This is a genomic window from Spirillospora sp. NPDC047418 (genome assembly GCF_040643275.1).
GTDB lineage: Bacteria > Actinomycetota > Actinomycetes > Streptosporangiales > Streptosporangiaceae > Spirillospora.
Window position 1 is genome coordinate 147,457 of the sequence record NZ_JBEYTW010000010.1, and the last position, 16,944, is coordinate 164,400.

At 69.8% G+C, this 16,944-nt stretch carries 18 protein-coding genes; 7 read left to right on the top strand and 11 right to left on the bottom strand.

Going from position 1 to position 16,944, the window contains the following annotated elements:
* Nucleotides 1-6: 6 nt before the first annotated feature.
* From ABZ806_RS09110 to ABZ806_RS09135, 6 genes are all read right to left on the bottom strand, one after another.
* Nucleotides 7-3,471, bottom strand: coding sequence for a bifunctional glycosyltransferase/CDP-glycerol:glycerophosphate glycerophosphotransferase (locus ABZ806_RS09110; RefSeq protein WP_500216334.1), 3,465 nt, complete (start codon nucleotides 3,469-3,471; stop codon nucleotides 7-9).
* Between the two features lie 158 nt (nucleotides 3,472-3,629).
* Nucleotides 3,630-4,907: an outer membrane protein assembly factor BamB family protein gene (locus tag ABZ806_RS09115; protein WP_500216335.1), complete on the bottom strand. Its 1,278-nt coding sequence runs from the start codon at nucleotides 4,905-4,907 to the stop codon at nucleotides 3,630-3,632.
* Nucleotides 4,908-5,073: 166 nt separating this feature from the next.
* Nucleotides 5,074-6,012: a LysR substrate-binding domain-containing protein gene (locus tag ABZ806_RS09120; protein ID WP_500216336.1), complete on the bottom strand. Its 939-nt coding sequence runs from the start codon at nucleotides 6,010-6,012 to the stop codon at nucleotides 5,074-5,076.
* 110 nt (nucleotides 6,013-6,122) lie between these two features.
* Nucleotides 6,123-7,577, bottom strand: coding sequence for a carotenoid oxygenase family protein (locus tag ABZ806_RS09125; protein ID WP_500216337.1), 1,455 nt, complete (start codon nucleotides 7,575-7,577; stop codon nucleotides 6,123-6,125).
* Between the two features lie 116 nt (nucleotides 7,578-7,693).
* Entirely contained in the window at nucleotides 7,694-8,809 is a 1,116-nt protein-coding gene (locus ABZ806_RS09130) for a hypothetical protein (protein WP_500216338.1), read from the bottom strand.
* Nucleotides 8,799-9,347, bottom strand: a complete 549-nt coding sequence (locus tag ABZ806_RS09135) for an RNA polymerase sigma factor (protein WP_500216339.1) — start codon at nucleotides 9,345-9,347, stop codon at nucleotides 8,799-8,801. Before ABZ806_RS09135 ends, ABZ806_RS09130 begins: the two co-directional genes overlap by 11 nt.
* 151 nt (nucleotides 9,348-9,498) lie before the next feature.
* On the opposite strand from ABZ806_RS09135, the gene ABZ806_RS09140 reads away from it, so the two are divergent.
* On the top strand, nucleotides 9,499-9,690 hold the full coding sequence (locus tag ABZ806_RS09140) for a type II toxin-antitoxin system Phd/YefM family antitoxin (protein ID WP_500216340.1): 192 nt from the start codon (nucleotides 9,499-9,501) through the stop codon (nucleotides 9,688-9,690).
* A 517-nt stretch (nucleotides 9,691-10,207) separates the two neighbouring features.
* Here the strand turns inward: ABZ806_RS09140 and ABZ806_RS09145 are convergent.
* Genes ABZ806_RS09145 through ABZ806_RS09155 form a run of 3 tightly spaced genes read right to left on the bottom strand, consistent with a single transcriptional unit; the run spans nucleotide 10,208 to nucleotide 11,696 of the window.
* Nucleotides 10,208-10,651, bottom strand: coding sequence for a hypothetical protein (locus ABZ806_RS09145; protein WP_500216341.1), 444 nt, complete (start codon nucleotides 10,649-10,651; stop codon nucleotides 10,208-10,210).
* A gap of 42 nt (nucleotides 10,652-10,693) precedes the next feature.
* The gene (locus tag ABZ806_RS09150) at nucleotides 10,694-10,894 is read right to left on the bottom strand and encodes a DUF397 domain-containing protein (protein ID WP_500216342.1); all 201 of its coding nucleotides are present in this window, start codon (nucleotides 10,892-10,894) and stop codon (nucleotides 10,694-10,696) included.
* The gene (locus tag ABZ806_RS09155; protein WP_500216357.1) at nucleotides 10,863-11,696 is read right to left on the bottom strand and encodes a helix-turn-helix domain-containing protein; all 834 of its coding nucleotides are present in this window, start codon (nucleotides 11,694-11,696) and stop codon (nucleotides 10,863-10,865) included. The genes ABZ806_RS09150 and ABZ806_RS09155 overlap by 32 nt, the downstream gene beginning before the upstream one ends.
* Before the next feature lie 123 nt (nucleotides 11,697-11,819).
* On the opposite strand from ABZ806_RS09155, the gene ABZ806_RS09160 reads away from it, so the two are divergent.
* The 4 genes from ABZ806_RS09160 (at nucleotide 11,820) to ABZ806_RS09175 (ending at nucleotide 13,234) form a co-directional block, all read left to right on the top strand.
* Entirely contained in the window at nucleotides 11,820-12,077 is a 258-nt protein-coding gene (locus ABZ806_RS09160) for a hypothetical protein (protein ID WP_500216343.1), read from the top strand.
* A 5-nt stretch (nucleotides 12,078-12,082) separates the two neighbouring features.
* Entirely contained in the window at nucleotides 12,083-12,532 is a 450-nt protein-coding gene (locus ABZ806_RS09165) for an ATP-binding protein (RefSeq protein WP_500216344.1), read from the top strand.
* Nucleotides 12,529-12,738, top strand: coding sequence for a DUF397 domain-containing protein (locus ABZ806_RS09170; RefSeq protein ID WP_500216345.1), 210 nt, complete (start codon nucleotides 12,529-12,531; stop codon nucleotides 12,736-12,738). Before ABZ806_RS09165 ends, ABZ806_RS09170 begins: the two co-directional genes overlap by 4 nt.
* A gap of 64 nt (nucleotides 12,739-12,802) precedes the next feature.
* Entirely contained in the window at nucleotides 12,803-13,234 is a 432-nt protein-coding gene (locus ABZ806_RS09175) for a hypothetical protein (protein WP_500216346.1), read from the top strand.
* Nucleotides 13,235-13,252: 18 nt separating this feature from the next.
* Here ABZ806_RS09175 and ABZ806_RS09180 read toward each other — a convergent pair whose 3' ends face one another.
* Nucleotides 13,253-13,960 carry a TetR/AcrR family transcriptional regulator gene (locus tag ABZ806_RS09180; protein WP_500216347.1) on the bottom strand — a complete coding sequence of 236 codons (708 nt, stop codon included), beginning with the start codon at nucleotides 13,958-13,960 and terminating at the stop codon, nucleotides 13,253-13,255.
* A gap of 138 nt (nucleotides 13,961-14,098) precedes the next feature.
* Between ABZ806_RS09180 and ABZ806_RS09185 the strand changes: the two genes are divergently transcribed.
* Complete coding sequence (locus tag ABZ806_RS09185; RefSeq protein WP_500216348.1) at nucleotides 14,099-14,956, top strand: SDR family oxidoreductase; 858 nt, start codon at nucleotides 14,099-14,101, stop codon at nucleotides 14,954-14,956.
* Here ABZ806_RS09185 and ABZ806_RS09190 read toward each other — a convergent pair.
* Nucleotides 14,946-15,860, bottom strand: a complete 915-nt coding sequence (locus tag ABZ806_RS09190) for an alpha/beta hydrolase (protein ID WP_500216349.1) — start codon at nucleotides 15,858-15,860, stop codon at nucleotides 14,946-14,948. The genes ABZ806_RS09185 and ABZ806_RS09190 overlap by 11 nt on opposite strands.
* Nucleotides 15,861-16,244: 384 nt before the next feature.
* On the opposite strand from ABZ806_RS09190, the gene ABZ806_RS09195 reads away from it, so the two are divergent.
* Nucleotides 16,245-16,805: a peroxiredoxin gene (locus ABZ806_RS09195; protein WP_500216350.1), complete on the top strand. Its 561-nt coding sequence runs from the start codon at nucleotides 16,245-16,247 to the stop codon at nucleotides 16,803-16,805.
* Nucleotides 16,806-16,944: the final 139 nt, after the last annotated feature.

Consider the following 16,944-nt stretch of genomic DNA (forward strand, 5'->3'; position numbering starts at 1 on the left):
GGTTGGTCAGCGGCCGGGCCGCGGGACCCGGTCGAGCACGCGGTCGAATACGCGGTCGAGCACGCGGGCGGCGACGCGGCCGTCGTCGTGCGGGCAGTACCGGGCGGCGAAGGCGGCGCGCGCGTCCCGGTACCCGGTCTCCAGGGCGGCCGGGTCGCTCAGCACGTCGACGACCTGGCGGGACGTGCTCAGCATCGGCCCGGGGGCCTCGGCGTCGAAGTCGAAGTAGAAGCCGCGCACGTGGTCGCGGTAGCGCTCCAGGTCGTAGGTGAAGAAGACCGTCGGGCGGCCGGTGACGGCGAAGTCGAACATGGCCGACGAGTAGTCCGTGACCAGCACATCGCTGATCAGGAAGAGTTCGGAGATGTCGGGGTAGACGGACACGTCCATCACGCAGTCGCCCGGCCGCAGCTTCGGCCGGTCGGTGACGAGGTAGTGCGTCCGCAGGAGCAGCACGTGGTCGCGGCCGAGCGCCGCCCTGAACTGGTCGAAGTCGAGTTCGAGGCGGAACGCGCGCTTGCCGATCGCGTGGTGGAAGTCGTCCCGCCACGTCGGCGCGTACAGCACGACGCGCTTCCCCTCGGGGATGCCGAGCCGCCGCCTGACCGCCGCCGCGATCTCGTTCCGGTGCGGGCTGTTCAGGATGTCGTTGCGGGGGTAGCCGCTTTCGAGGACGTCGCCCTCATAGCCGAACGCCCGCCGGAACAGCGGCACGGAGAACGCGTTCTGCGCGAGGAGCAGATCCCACTGCGGGACGTCGTGCTCCATCCAGTTGACGCCCTCGGTGCGCTTGTAGGGCATCTCCTTGACGTCGTAGCCCAGCTTCTTCAGCGGCGTCCCGTGCCAGCACTGCACGTACGTCTGGTCGTCCCGTTTGGTGAACCATTCCTTCTGCGACCAGTTGCCGAAGACGAAGCGCGCGCGGGCGAGGGCCTCGTAGTGCTCCCGCGTGCCGACCAGGACGGTGCGGGCACCCACCGGCCTGCCGAACTGTCCGTTCTCGGTGACCCACACGCATTCCAGGTCGGTTCCGCGCCGTCGGAGTTCGTCGTAGATGCCGCGCGGGTTGCACGAGTACTGGCGTCCCCGGTAGGCGTCGAACACGGCGAGGTCCCGGACGGGCAGGTTGAGGTGGCGCCGGTAGTGCCCGGACCGTAGCCGGCTCTGCGCGTAGGCGCCGCGCTCATCGTCGTCCAGGGCGGTCTCGATCCGCAGCACGAACTGGTCGGTCTTGTAGGCGCGGACGGTGATGCGGTGCAGACCCGCCTCGAACGGCTCGGGCAGGTCGCGGAGGGTGTGGCGCCTGATGAGGACCGGTTGTTCCTGCCCGTTGATGGTCGTGATGAGGTCCCAACGGCCCGCCACCAGCGGACGCGACAGTCCGAACACCGGCATGCGCGCGGGAGAGAACTTCGCCGTGAACCGGTCGCCGTCCCAGGACAGCTTGACGGTGTGCTCCTCCGACGACCGCCGCCGCCGGACGAACAGGAAATCGGGCCGTGCGGCACGGTCGGTGCAGGTCCCGGCCAGGTGCAGGGCACCCTCGGACGACCAGGACACCTCGTCGAGGATGAGGGCCTTTCCGCGCACGACGATCCGCAGCGTGCTCCGCCGGGTCCTCGCGATCTCCAGTTCCCCGCCGGGGACGGGGAACGCGGTTCCGGCGGCGTCCGCGTCCAGGTACGGCTTGACGCCGCCCGGGAGGCTGACCTCCCAGTCGACCGACCGCCGGGCCAGCCCCGCCGCGGGCAGCCTGGCCCGGAACCCCTCGCCGCCGACCCGCTCGACCGGCCCGGTGACCGTGGCGCGGCCCGCCTTCGGTGCGGCGGTGACGCGCGGCTCGTCGCCGAGCGGGGCGCTGCTCCAGCCGTCCAGGCACAGTTCGCCGCCGTCCAGATGGCAGCCGACGACCGCCGCGGGCGTCCGCCGCACCTGCAGCACGAACCGGTTCCGGGCCGCGACGCCCTGGACGAGGACGCCTGGCGCGCACTCCCGGTCGTCGGGCCACTGCGGGCCGGGCAGGCGCGGGTTCGCGAACGTGCGGCGCCGCCGCAGCCCCCGGTTGACGATCTCCACGCAGGGGACCCAGTCGACGTCCCGCCAGCGCCCGAAGATCTTCAGCCCGGCCGGGTCGATCTCCGCGACGAACCCGGACCAGTCGTAGGAGACCGCCGACTGCCGCGACCGGGCGGTCACGTCCGGCCGCCGGACCCGTTCGACGGGGACGCGCATCAGGCCGCGCTTGTTCGCCGCGACCAGCCACACCCGGATCCGGGAGCCGTCCTCGGTGGACGAGTCCAGGTGCCGGATGTAGGCGTGCCCCTCGATGCGCAGCCGCCCGTCCACCCAGGCAGCCCGGTCGATGGCCGCGACGGGCTTCAGCTCGTCGGTCACGTCGTACACGTGCGCCGGGACGGCCCGCTCCTCGTCCTCGAAGAACGGGTACTCCGCGTACCAGCGGTGCCGCAGGCCGCGCCGGACCCGCGGCGCGTCCGACGCCTTGCGGAGCTGGACGAACCGCAGGACCTCCAGCAGTTCCGGCAGCATCCGGCGGCAGAGCAGGTGCAGTTGCAGGCGCGTCATCGCGGGCAGCCGCTTCACCACGCGCGGGCCGATGCGGCGGGCCAGCGCGGCGCCGATGGCGACGAGTTCCTCGCGGTGCTCGTCCTGCGTTCGCGGGAGCGCCTCGAACAGGACGCGCAGTTCGATCGGGACGAGGGCGTGCTCGTCGTAGGCGTTCAGCAGCTGCGGCGCGTAGCCGGCGAGCCCGTCCCGCAGTGCGCGTGCGGACGCCATGCGCTGGTTGATGTTGTCCCAGTCGTAGCGGTCCTCGGTGATGGACCCGGGACGCTTGCGCCAGTAGTAGACCGTCTCGCTCAGGACGTCCACGGACTTGGCCAGGGCGTGCGCGCGCGCCGTGACGGGCGGGTCCTCGTAGAAGCCGGTGGGGAATTCCAGGCCGGCCTCACTCCAGAACCCACGCCGGTAGACCTTGTTCCACGGCGTGCGGTCTCGCATGAGCACCGGCTTGGACGACACGTGCGTCCGCGAACACGAGTCCGTGAAGACACCGTCGTGCAGGGGCGACTGCCATTTCCGGTCGGCGTCCATGCGCTCGACGTTGCCGGACGCCATGTCGGAGCCCGTCCGGTCAAGGGAACCCGTCAGCCGTGCGTAGGCGTCCTTCTGCACGACGTCATCGGCGTCGGCGAAGGCCAGGTACTCGCCCCGCGCCTGGCGGACCCCCGCGTTGCGGGCGGGGCCGGGGCCTTCCTGCTCGCGCGTGAACAGGCGGAACCGCTGGTCACGGGCGCACATCTCCTTGGCGACCACGGCGCTGCCGTCGGTGGACCCGTCGTCCACCAGGATCACCTCGAGGTCGCGCAGAGTCTGCCCGGCCAGTGACTCCAGGCACTCCCTGAAGTACTCCTCGGTGTTATGGAACGGCACGACGACGCTGAGCTTCGGCATGGGGCCTCCTCCTCGCCCCACCGAGCATGGTGACGTTACGGCACCACATGAACACGCATCGCCATTGCCGGGGCCTCCCCTGACACAGACTTGACCTCGAATGGCCCCGCGCTTACGGTCCCGTGACCATCCGTCCGCCCGGCACTAGCCGCGAAGGCTCACTCCGCGGGCTTCGCGAAGGCGCTGAAAACCCTGTCCTCGTTGCCCGACACGAGCTGCTCGACCAGGAAGAGGCGGCCGTTCGCGTACAGCCGGTCGGACCCGCTGCGCAACGCGAAGTCGGCCTTCCGCGAGAACTCCCACATGACCGACGTCCTGCCGCTCGCGGGATCGACCGACACCAGCCTCGGCCGCCGGCCCCTGTTCTTGTACCGCCCGGTCTTGGGCTGGGCGGCGATGAGCCGGCCCCCGTCCATCCCGATCGGGAACAGGTGGTTGCCGTCCGGGTTCTCGGTGCTCCACCGTGCGCGGCCGGTGGCCAGGTCGAAGGAGACGATCGGCGCGAACGTCCTCTCCTTCTCGTCCTTCACCGGGCCGGCGTTCGTCCTGATGTAGAGGCTGTCGTCGCTGACCACGACGTTGTTGCAGCGGTTGGGGTCCTGGTAGCACCGCACCGAGAACCTCCCGGTGACGTCGATGCTCGTGATTTGCGCACCGGACTCGTCCAGTACCACGTACTGCGTCCGCTCTTTGTCCGAGCCGTCGCGCTTCAGCCCCAGGACGACGGGACGGCCCGACGGCATCGTCGCGACCGAGTATCCCTGGGGCACCACGTAGCTCCACAGGGACCGGCCGCTGTCCGGGTCGATCCCGTCCACGCGGCGGGCCTTGCCCCTGTCTCCGTCGCAGGAGAACCCGGCCACCAGCGCCGGACCGCTCGCAAGCCCCTTCATCGCGCAATCCGCGCCGCGACTGTCACGGTTCCACAGCGGCTCCCCGTCGGCGAGCCGGAACGCGGCGGTGGCGGAGCTCTCGTCCACCACCACGACGCCGCCGCTGATGACGACCTGCCCTTCCCGCACGCGCTCGGCGGTGGGCATCGGCTGCTCCCAGAGCTTCCGGCCGCTCTTCAGATCGACGGCGGCGATCCGGTCGCAGCGCTGCCTGCCCGGACCGAACTGGACGGCGACCCGGTCGCCGTCCGCGCGCGGCGACGCCGCGCACACCCTGCCGGACAGCGGCACCGACCAGCGCCGCTCGCCGGTCGCGGCGTCGTACCCGGTCACCTCGGTCGCCCGCGTGATCGCCAGCGTCGGCCCGGCCGCCCAGATCCGCGGCTTCAGGAAGTCGCCGCCGCTGATCGTCCGGCCGTCCAGCGTCCACAGCGGCGCGCCGTCCCCGGCCCCGCAGGCGGCGACGGGCAGCACGAGAGCCAGTACCGTGCCGAGGGCCGCCCACCGGCCGCGACGGCGCCGGGCCGCCCGATCGCTTGGCATCACCGATCTCCCCCGGGTGTTTGATCGACAAGACACCCATAAGAGGCATCCGGCCCCATCCCGGTTCCCGCGGAATGCGCTGTGTCGCCCGGAATGCGCTGTGCGGCCCGGCATGCGCTGTGTGGCTCGGCAGGCGCTGTGCCGCCGGGGGCGGCTCGCGGGCGGTCTACGGCTGTGCGGGGCGAATGCCGGGGGCGACGCCGGATTCGGCGACGGCGGTGCGGACGCTCTCCGCGAGCGCCGCGAACTCGTCCGCGCGCGGCGACGTCGACCGGAACCCGAGCCCTATCCGGCGGAACGGCGCCGGCGCCGCGAACCGGTGCAGGCCGAGGTTCGGCGCCCGGCGGGTCTCCACCGGCAGCGCCGTCTCCGGGACGAGCGTCACGCCGAACCCGCCCGACACGAGCTGCACCAGCGTCGCCAGGCTCGTCGCGTACGTCGCGGCGGCGGCGCGGGCGCCCACGTCGCGGCAGATGTCCAGGGCCTGGTCGCGCAGGCAGTGCCCCTGGTTGAGGAGGAGGACGTCCAGGTCGTTCAGCGCCTCGCGCGGGATCTCCTCGTCGCCCAGGTCGAACCCGGCGGGCGCGACGAGCACGAAGTCCTCGTCGTACAGGACGATCTCGGTCACGCCTGTCGAGGGCACGGGCAGCGCGAGGAGCACGACGTCCAGCCGTCCGGCGAGCAGTTCCGTGACGAGATGCTCGGTCTGCTCCTCGTGCACCGACAGCTTCAGGTCGGGGAACTCCTTGGCGAGCCTCGGCAGGACGATGGGCAGCAGGTACGGCGCCACGGTCGGGATCACGCCCACCCGGAGCGGCCCCACCAGCGTCCCCTGGACGGCCTTGACCTCGTCCACCAGGCGGTCGAGTTCCGCCAGGACGACCTCCGCCCGCCGTGCCACCTGCTCCCCGGCGGGGGTCAGCATGACCTTGCGGGTGGTCCGCTCGACGAGGCAGGTTCCGAGGGTCTCCTCCAGCGCGGCCACGGCCCCGGAAAGGGCGGGCTGGCTCATGCGCAGCGCGGCGGCGGCGTCCCGGAAGTGCAGGTGTTCGGCGAGCGCCAGGAACGCCCGCAACTGAGCCACCGTCGGTCTGCTGATCGCCATCTCACCCGAACGGTACTCCAACGACCATCACGGACCGTGAGGAGCCCCAGGTCGGAGCGAGTGTGTTCCACCACATCCCAGTTTCGGCGACGGGGACTTGGGTCGGCGGGTCAGCGAATCGGCAGCCGATCTGGATGCGGAATGGGGGCGCCGGGGTCCGCGATGCGCCTCGTGAACGTGCCGTGGAAGCCGAACGGGATGTGGTGCTTCAGACGCAGCGTGGCCACATGCTCCAGGCCACGGGAATCGAGAATGGTGAGTTGCGACCGATGCTCAGCAGCGAGATACACGACGGTCAGCAGCCATCCGTCGTCCTCGGCGGCGTCCGGTGTGCGGGGCACGAAGATGGGTTCGCCCACGTACGCGTGCGGGCCGAGTTCATGGACCTCAGTACGGCCGGAGTCGTTGTCCACTTTCAGGACGCTGTCGTACTCGCCGCTGGTTCCCGTCCGTCCGCTCATGTAGGTGAACCGGTGCGGACGGGTGGAGCGGCGCCAGTCGTACTGCGGAAGCTCGCCCTGCACATCGGAGAGCCGCGTCGCGATCACGCGTCCCGCCGACGTGATCCGGTACCGCATGAGCCTGCTCGCGGGCAGTTCGGGGAACCGCGTGCGGAACCCGGTGAGGTCGCGCCGGATGTCCTCGTAGTCGTCGAACTCCACCAGGTCGACGACCGTGTCCGTGCCGTCCTCGAAGGCGTTGGCGACGTGCAGGTGGACGAGCGTGTCGTGCTCGATGATCCGCGCCGGGCCCCCGTCGCGCGGGACGAGCACGAACCGCGTCCCCTTGTCCGGGCGGTGCCGGATCGCGTCGAACATGGGCCCGCCGCTCAGCATCGTGCGCAGGTCGAACATGTACGGGTCCAGGACGAACACCATGTGCTCGGTGGTCAGCGCGAAGTCGTGGTTCCACGGCATGTTCAGCATCCGCACCTTGGCGAGCCGGCGCATCCGGCCCTGCCGGTCGACCTTCCAGCAGTTCAGGTGCGGCAGCGGCGCGAACTCCTGCCCGAAGTTGAACATCTCCCCCGTCACCGGGTCCCACTTCGGGTGGGCGGAGAACGCCTTGAGCATCCCCCGGAGCCGCCCGCCGAAGTCGTGGACGCCGAAGGTCTCCAGGGTGTCCGGGTCGAGGCGGTACGGCGGGCCGCCCTCCCACAGGGCCAGCAGCCGCTCGGCGTGCATGACGACGCCGGTGTTGGCGGCGTTGGCGGGGCCCTTCGCCTTGGCGAAGTTGGTCCAGAACCCGCCGGGGAGCGCCGTCCCGACGGCGGGCCTGCGCGCCCGTCCGGCGACCATGCCGTCCAGGAACTGCGGCGTCCGCACGTACCGGTTGCGGAACCGCACGCTTCGCCCGTCGAAGCTGAACTGCGAGACCATGCCGTCGCCGTCGAAGAGGTGGTGCAGCAGCGTGCGCCCGACCTCCCACTTGCCCGGCCCGATCCGGTAGAGCGTCCCGGTGAGGTCCGTCGGAAGGTCCCCGTCGACCTCGTCGATGACGTAGTCGTGCTCGTGCATCAGCGGGGTGAAGATGCTCTCCATGTCCGGCGCGGTCTGCAAGGGCACGGCGGCCTCCCGATCTGGATACAGACGTCCCCAGAAACGTAGGTACAAACTTACCCGCGCGTCAACGTGCGTCAACGTGCGTCCCCGGGCCGCCCGCGACGGCCCGGGGACGATGCTCAGCCCCGGTGGGGCTTCTCGTGGGTCCAGCCGGCCGAGGTGACGGTCGTGTAGCTGAGGACGTCTCCAGGCCGGCGCTTGGGAACGTCCACGGCGATCACCTCGAAGCCCATGAGCCGGTAGGTGTCCGGGTCGAGGACGATCCGGGTCTCCGTCGCGGCGTCCCGCATCGCGAGCCCGATGCCCGCGCGGCCCTTGGCGTCCTTCACCTTGCCGATCGCCCGCACGCCCGGAACATCGGCCATGGTCCGGAAAACGACCGACCGTGCCTTCGGCGGGACGGGGTTCAAGGTGATGAGCCGAAGCCCCTTCCAGAGGTAGTCGACCGCGGCGGTCCCGGCGGGCTCGAGCATGAGGTCCTTGTACCGCTCGGGCTCTTCACCGAACCGCTGGAGCCGCTGCTCAAGGGTCAGCATCTGAAACTCGCACTCGCGCGGCCGATCGGCGTTGGCCGCGCACTTCTTCTTGATGTCCGCCGGGTCGTGCCGCGCCAGCGCGGCCTTCTTCTGCTCCGGCGTCGCGACCTGCGTCTCCCAGCCGGGCGTCCCCAGGTCCTTCGTGGTCAGCGTCAGCCAGTGGCCGTCCGCCCACACGCGCATGCTCTGCGGCGAACCGGCCTTCTTCCAGGCGGCGGCGTCCTTCGGTGTGAGCGGCTTCGCCCCGGGCGCCACCTTGGCGTACTCGACGTCGGGATCGGAGCCCGAACGCGCCTTCCAACGGTCCCAGCTGTCGGCTGCGACGATGGAGTAGCCGTTCGCGTCTCCGACGCGGTACACGCTCCCTTCTTCGCTCACGACGTGCCAGTAGCGTCCGGTCGGCTCGTTCATCGCATGCTCGGCCGCGGCGAGCAGGACGCGCCGCGCGTTCGGGTCCGGGGTGCCGGGACCCCGGGCGCCGTCATCCGCCGGGCTGCCGCCGGTGAGCACGGCGGCGACGCCCACGGCGAGCGCCATGGCTGCGGCAACCCCCGCCAGCCCGAACACGGGACGCCCACTGATCCGGCGCCGCGCGACGGGCGGTTTCCCTGCCCGCATCCGGCGGCGTCCCTCGGCGATGACCTCCTCGGACGGCGGGTCCTCCAGCAGCAGAGCGCGGATCATGCGGTCATCGTTCATCGCTGTCCTCCCCGAGGGCGGCCTTCACCTTGGCGCGGGCACGGCTCAGCCGCGACGTGACCGTGCCGTACGGAATGCCGAGCGCCTCCGAAATCTCCTGGTTCGACAATTCGCTCAGCGCGCTGAGCAGCAGGACGTCCCGCTGATCCCGGGTGAGCGACCGCAGCGCCTTCGCCAGGCGCGGCTGCATCCCCTCGGCCCGGACCCAGTTGACGACCTGCTCCTCGTGCCCGCCGTCGCCCCTCTCCGGGCCGACCTTCGCCAGCGCCCGGTACCGGCGCGCCTCCTGCCGCCGGTGCTGCGCCACCAGCTTCGTGGCGATGCCGAACAGCCAGGGGCGGACGCTCCCCCGCTCCGGGTCGAACCGGTGCCGCTGCCGGAGCGCGATGACGAACGTGTCGGCGGCGATGTCGTCCGCCACGTCCCGTCCGAGCCGCCCGGCGACGTAGCGGTGGATGTCGGTGAAATGCTCGTCGTAATGCACCGCGAAGTCGTCGGCCTGACGCGGTTCGGGCCGCACGATCCCGGTGCCCTTCACGTCGGGTGACCTGTCATTGAGGCGCCTCTCTGCGAACGGACACGGTCACCCATCACTCCGCCGCACCCCCAAATCTGCTCCCACCAGATTCACACGACAGGCACGCGGCCCGTGTACGTGGTTACGTAAACTCCGAGCGAGGAGAGGTGCGATGAAACCGATGTCCGCGAGCGACCCCGCGGTCGTGATCAGCCTGCGCGAGCACGAGTCGCTGAAGGAGACGGCGTTCCTGCTCGGCATCCCCGCCAACGCCCGCCACCTCGCCGCCTCCATCGAGAGCCTGCGCGGCGGCCGGGCCCAGCCGCACGAACTCACCGAAGACGGCGGCCAGAAAGCCGAGTGAAGGTCCTCTTCACACCCACTCCCGGGTCTTCAGGACGGCGCCTCATCGGTACCACCGGCGTCCGCCATCGGAACCGTGCCTTGCGGAGCATCGGCCACCGCGCCCCGCGCAGACGGTGGTGAGCTCGGCCGAGAGCCAGCGCGTGGCGTCCGTGCCGCGCTCCGCGAGCCTGTAGAGGACCTCCGGGACACCGGGCCGGTCGCCGCGAACGCCGGCACCGCCCTCAGCGCGAACACGTCGCCGGCCGGGCCGACGTCCCCGCCGCGCGCCTGCTCGGGGGACACGTACGCCGGCGTCCCGACCACGCCCGTCGAGGTGGCGGCCAGGCCCTCCACCAGTCCCGCGCCCAGCACTCCGATCACCCCGGCAGGCAGTGGCCCGTGCCACTGGACCGCCCGCCCCTGGACCATTCGAGGAACACCTGGCCCATCCCGCCCGCGCCGAGCCGCCCTTCCAGCCGGTAGGTCCCCACCTCGCGCGGATCACCGCCCCGGCGGCGGCTCCCCCACTCCGCCGATCAATTGCCGCCGCTGGCAAGCGCCGCGCGGCGTCCCAGCAGCGAAGCCTGCTCTGCCTTCAAGCGACCAAAGCCCTGGTGGGCGTAGTCGCTGATCGCCTCAGCGGGAAAGTGGACGACCGACAGGTGCTCGGCGTAATCACCCTCGGCCCACCGCGCCGCGGTGATCTCATAGCCGGAAACATGCGCGCACAAGTCGAGCAGGAGCGGCGGCATCTCCGCCTCCATCAGGAGATCGGCGTGGCCCACGACCAGATCGCGCATGGCCCGGATGTTGGGGAGGAAGACGGCCGTCACCCACAGCCGCCAGTCTCGGAGTTCCTCCTCGGTGGGCGGCGTCGCGTCCTGGAAGACCGACACCCCGCCCGGCCGCGCGTGCCGTTCGGCGAAGGCTCCGAAGATCCGCTGCAAGCACGCCCACGAATGCTGGTGAATCACCCGCACCTCACCAGAGGGTCGAGCCTCAACTCACCCGACCGGCCCCGATCAGCGGAGATCGCAGTCCCCCACCTTGATCCGATCGACGAGATCAGCAAGCTGCTCTTTCGCGATGACCAGATGCGACGCCGAAGGATCCTTGCTGTCGCGAATACCCACATGCGGCTCAAGGGCGGCCAGTTCGACACAGTCTGTCGTGCCGCCACCATGGCTGTAACTACTCTTCCGCCAAGCCATCACGTTGCCCATCCATCCTGGATAGATACTCTCGGGATTGATCTTCGCTCCAAGCCCGTGCCGCAATCCGGTTGAACCTCAGAGCCACGGCGGCGGCCTCCATCTGATCGTCGATGACCCGTCCCATCCCCAGCGCGCTGCTAGAGAAGGCCGCGTGGCGGCGACCTGGAAGGGTGCAACAGTAAAACGGTCCGTCCAGGCCGATGTGGGGCACGGCTGCGAACGGCAGTATACGTATCGATACGTAGGACAATCTACCCATTTGTAGCAGGTAGTCCCGTTGTGCGGCCATCACTGCGACCGTCCCCGCTGACCGCACAGCACCCTGTTCGAGTACGGCCCATATCTGCGGCTGACCATCCAACATGGCGGCCTGTAGTTCCATCCGTGCAGCGAGAGTCTCCTCGACATCGTGGACGAATCCAGCAGCATGACCTGCTTCGAGCAAGCCCCGCGCATAGTCCTCGACCTGAAGAGGAAGTGGCACGACACTGTTTGCGAACATGCAGTGCTCGATGGCCTTGCGGTAGTAGCGGTCGAGGCGGGATGGGGCGTTTGCGTCGATTCCGAGTTTTGCGTAGCCGAGCCAGATGGTGAAGACGCCGCCGGTGTCCCAGGCCTTGTCGAGGGCGGTGCACTCGCGGGTGCCGAGTTGCTTCTCGCCGGACTCGTACTTGGAAACCTGACCGATCGAGCAGTTGAGGACCTTCGCGACGTTGGCCTGGGTCAGGCCGTGCCGCAGGCGCAGGAAGCGCAGGTAGTAGGCCATGAAGGCGTAGATCGACTCGTGCGGGTCGGGGGACGGACGGACCATGATCACGTACCTCCGCACTTCATCTATTTTCTGATGTTGTCGGCAATAATGACAAGCCTATGACGAGCAAGTCAACCTGTGGCGCGAAAGACGAAACTGTCCGCGACAGAGGCGATCACGAGAATGGGTATCGACAAATTCCGCAAGGATGACTTCATAGACGAAACGGACTCGCTTCCGGCCGTCCAGCCGGTCGAGGGACGATGGGCGGAGCCTTATCGGGCGGGCGGCACCGGGCTGTGGACGGTGCAGCTGCGCCGGCCCGAGATGATCCGGAACGGCGACGGCCGCCTGGTCGCCACGCTCACCGCGGGCGACCTCCACACGCTCGGCGACCTCATGGCCCAGCAGGACGAGCTGGCGAGGGAGGGCCGGCGGTGAGCGCCATGATCGAGAGAACGTCGGCCGGGCCCGCTGCTCTGCGGCGAAGCCTTCTCGCGACGCCCGACGCCGTCCAGCAGGGCCGTCTCATCGTGGAGTCGCAGGTCCTCCAGTGGAGGCTCCCGCGGAGCACGGTGGACGACGCGGTCCTCGTGGCGTCCGAGTTGCTGACGAATTCCGTCCGGGTGGTGCGAAACCAGGCGATCACGCTGCGCCTGGCGCTCGTCCCCGGCGGGCTGCGCATCGAGGTGTGGGACGCCTGCCCGGAGGAGCCGCGGGCGTCCACGCCCGACCTCGCGATGCCGACGGAGCCCCTGCCGGACGACGCGCCGGACCCGGGCGGGTGGGGGCTCGGCATCATCGCGACCCTCGCCGAGGAGCACGGCTGCCGTCCCGAGCACGGGGGCAAGAGCGTGTGGGCCGTCCTGCCCGCGTCCGTGAGGAGGAGTTCATGAACCGGCCGTACGAGTTCGTCAAGGGCACCTTGTGCAACGGGGAGGACTCCGGGTGCGGGTGCGTCGAGGTCGCGACCAACGTCGTGGACGCACCGGACGGAATGGTCGCCGTCCGGGACACCAAGACCGGCGACCTCCTGGAGTTCGACCGCCATGAATGGGAGGGCTTCATCCAGAGCGTCAAGAACCACGAATTCGACATTTGACGCACATCAGACCGCGGGCCCCGTTCCCCCCTGGGCGGGGCCCGCTTGGTGGGAGGCTCGGCCCGTGACCATCCGGCCATTCGATTACGACGCCTATTGGCGGGATGAAGACCGTGACGACTGGCGACGGCAAGGGCTGCATTGGCATTGCCACGCGTCCCGTATGGACGCCAGTACTTACGGGGACGACCAGGCGCGCCGGGACGGCAGTAGCGAGCTTGCGCCGCGCGAGGTCCGTGCCTGGCTTCACAAGCCGTCCCCGACGATCCGGCACGCGCCGGTCACACCGGAGGACGCGGTTGCGTGGCTTCGCGGTCAGTGGGAGCAGGTCAGGGGGCAGGTGGGTCGGGAGGCTACTGCGATCCCGGACGAGACGCGGTTCGGGACGGCCCTCTACAACCTGCGCTGCGGCAACGACCTGTGCTGGGGTTTCTGGCTCAATTCGTCCATCCACCTGCATCTGGCCGTTGTCGGCACCGCCCAGCCCTGCCACTGAGCATCCACAAGTAGGACGTCAGCGAGGTGCGTCGGTGATGCGGTCGAGCCATTCGCGCATGAGGCCGCGTTCCGGTTCGGTCAGGGCGGTGGCTTGAGGCAGGACGGCACGGAGGGCAACGGCGGCGCCGACCGGGCCGGGCGCTGAAGGCGCGGGGGCGTCGGTCGTGATCGCGGCTATGACCGCCTCGCGGGCCATGACCGACAGTTCGAGGTCGCGGGCGGCCTCGGGCATCGCGATCAGCGCGATCGTCGTGCCACTACCGGCGGCGTGGACGAGCTGGACGGCCCGCTCCTCACTGACGCGCAGCCGTCCCGCCTCGGCGATCCGGTGGACGCGGGCGGCGAGGATCTCGATCCCGGCGGCCGCCGCCGGTGGCATCGCGCCGGGGCGCGGCTCGCACATCAGCAGGTACAGGGCCGGGTTGGCCAGGCCGAACTGGAGGTGCTCGTCCCACCCGGCCCGCAGGTCGTCCACCGGGTCGGTGTCGGGCTCGGGGGTGGACTTGGTGCTCAGGTAGGTCGCGAAGCCCTCGGTGGCGACGGCGTCCAGTAGGCCCTGCTTGTCGCCGAAGAGCCGGTAGATCGTCGGCGCCTGGACTCCGGCCTCGGCACCGACCGCACGTGTCGAGACCGCCTCCCGGCCGCCCTCGGCGAGGAGCTTGGCGGTGGCGGCGAGGATGCGCTCCCGCGGGCCGTCCCCGGCCACTACGTCATCGACCTGCACGCTAATGACGATAACAGAAGCCCGTTAGCGTTGATTGCTTAGCAGTGTTAGCGTTGGACTGTTAGCACTGATTCACGACGTGGAGCGGTGCGGTCGCCGTGCGCGCCGCCGACGCGTCGCGAGGCAAGGGAGAACCGCATGATCATCGTTACCGGCGCCACCGGGCAGCTCGGCCGCGGGACCGTCGAGCGGCTGCTCGAACGCGTCCCCGCGGAGCGGATCGGAGCGAGCGTCCGCGACGTGGAGAAGGCGAAAGACCTCGCGGACCGGGGCGTTCGCGTGCGACGGGGCGACTTCGCCGACCCGGCGAGCCTCGCCCACGCGTTTGAGGGCGCGGCGCAGATCCTGATCGTCTCCGCCAACTCCATCGGCGAGGACCTGCTGCGCCTGCACCGTGGCGCGATCGGCGCGGCCAAGGCGGCGGGCGCCCGCCGGATCCTCTACACCAGCCACATGGGCGCGAACCCGTCCTCTCTCTTCCCGCCCATGCCGGACCACGCCGCCACGGAGGAACTGCTGCGGGCCTCGGGCGTTCCGTTCACCTCGCTGCGCAACGGCTTCTACGCGTCCACGACGGTGGCGCTCGTCGGCGCCGCGCTCCAGAGCGGCGAACTGGCCGTACCGGAGGACGGGCCGGTCTCCTGGACCGCCCACGCCGACCTCGCCGAGGCCACCGCGATCACCCTGGCCGAGGAGACCTTCGACGGCATCACCCCGGGCCTCACCGGCGGCGAGGCGATCGACATGGCCGGCGTCGCGGCGCTCGCCTCGGAGTTCTCCGGACGGCCGATCGAGCACGTGGTCGTGCCGGACGCCGAGTTCCGCGCCGGGGTGGTCGCGCGCGGCGTCCCCGAGTTCGCGGCGGACATGCTCGTGGACATGTTCGCCGCCAGCCGCCAGCGCGAGTTCGCGGACGTCGACCCCACACTCGGACGCATGCTGAACCGGCCCCCGACCCCGCTCCGGGACGTCCTGAAGGCGGCCTTCAGCGATTGACGGCCGAACCGCCGCCTCCGCCGTCCGGGGCGGGGCGGCGGTCGGTGCGGTAGAGATGCACCAGGCCGCGGGTCACGGCGGACGGCCACACGGTCGCGTGCTGCTCGTCGGGGATGACCTCGCTGCGGACGCCGATGTTCCGCCCGCCGCGCAGCCGGGCGGTGAAGGCGGCGAGGTCGGCGACCATGTCGAGATCGGCCAGATCCTCGCGCATGTCGGCGGTCATGATCGGCCAGCTCCGGTCCGGGCCGTCCTCCAGTTCGCCCACGGCCAGGTAGACGTCGCTGGGGCCGCGGTCGGCGATGGGCGCTCGTTCATGATCGAGCAGCAGATGGTCGTCCCACCACAATGAGGGGCTCACCGCCAGGAACCGGCGGAATCCGTCCGGGCGGTGTGCGAGGGCCCAGCAGGTGAACAGCCCGCCGAGGGAGAAGCCGCCGAGTCCTCGGTCGGCGGGGTCGAGGGGGTGGGCCGACTCCAGGTGCGGCGCGATCACCCCGCCGATCAGGTCGAGCATCGCGCCGGCGCCGCCCGTCCCGTACGGGGTTCGGCCGCCCTGGTATCTGGGCGCGGCGCCGGTCGGCGTCAGATCGCGCACGCGTTGCGCCCGCAAGCGGCGGGAGTCGTCGGTCGCGGGTGAGATGCCGACGATGACGACGGGCCGCAGTTGCCCCAGCGAGAACGCCAGCGTGTTCTGCGCGATCTGTGCCGTGGCGGTGAACGTCAGGAAGCCGTCTAGCAGGTACAGCGCGGGGAACGGGCCCGGCCCTGCAACCGCCTCCAAGCTGGGCGGCGGTAATGCCACCGAGACGTGCCACCGGTCCGTGGGCCGGTCTCCGGCGGTCAGTGTGTACCGCACCGCACCCGGCATTTCGACGGGCTCTGCCGCCCAATTCACAGCCATGGGGAAACTCTAGAAACGAGTGCGGCCGAAAGAAGGCGTTAACGTCCGGTCGTGCGGCTTTCGTCACTCAATGCGTAGTGGACGCCCCGGAACCTCTACACTTGCTGCGCTACGCAGCGTTAGGCTCGATTTAGGGCGAGTCTGTGTGATTTACGTCTATTGGATGGACGTTCAGTGGCACCCGGACAGCTCATCTTCCCACGTCACAGCACTATCCGAGGGATTGATAGGGAAGTCCTATCGCATTCTTGAGATTCATCGATTTCTCTTTTTGATCGATCAGAGGCACGCTGAGTGACATCGGCTGCTGAGGCGGATAACCCCCGCGGCCCTCCCTGCGCCTCTCATGTGGAGGCGACCCTTTCTCATGGCGAAGGAGCATTCGTGCTTACTGTCGGTGACCAGTTCCCCGAGTACGAGCTGACTGCGTGCGTCTCGCTGGACGCCGAGAACGCGTTCGAGACGATCAACCACAAGTCCTACGAGGGCAAGTGGCGCGTCGTCTTCTTCTGGCCCAAGGACTTCACCTTCGTGTGTCCGACCGAGATCGCCGAGTTCGGCCGCCTCAACGAGGACTTCGCCGACCGCGACGCACAGGTGCTGGGCGCGTCCGTCGACAACGAGTTCGTGCACTTCGCGTGGCGCAAGGACCACCCGGACCTGCACGAGATCCCGTTCCCGATGCTGTCCGACCTCAAGCGCGAGCTGACCGAGGCCCTCGGCATCCTCACCGCGGACGGCGTGGCGCAGCGCGCGACGTTCATCGTCGACCCGAACAACGAGATCCAGTTCTCCATGGTGACCGCCGGTTCCGTCGGCCGGAACGTCAAGGAGGTCCTGCGGGTCCTCGACGCGCTCCAGAGCGACGAGCTGTGCCCCTGCAACTGGAACAAGGGCGAGGACACCCTCGACGCCACCAAGCTGCTGGCCGGCGCCGGCGCCTGACCCCGATCGGTTCGACAACGGCCGGCCGCGTCGCGCGGCCGGCCGTTGGCAAGGAAATGTCACAATATAATTAGCGTTTACGCGCAGATAGGAAGATCACACCTCTGAACTCCAGACACAAGCGCGTAGATCTGGTATT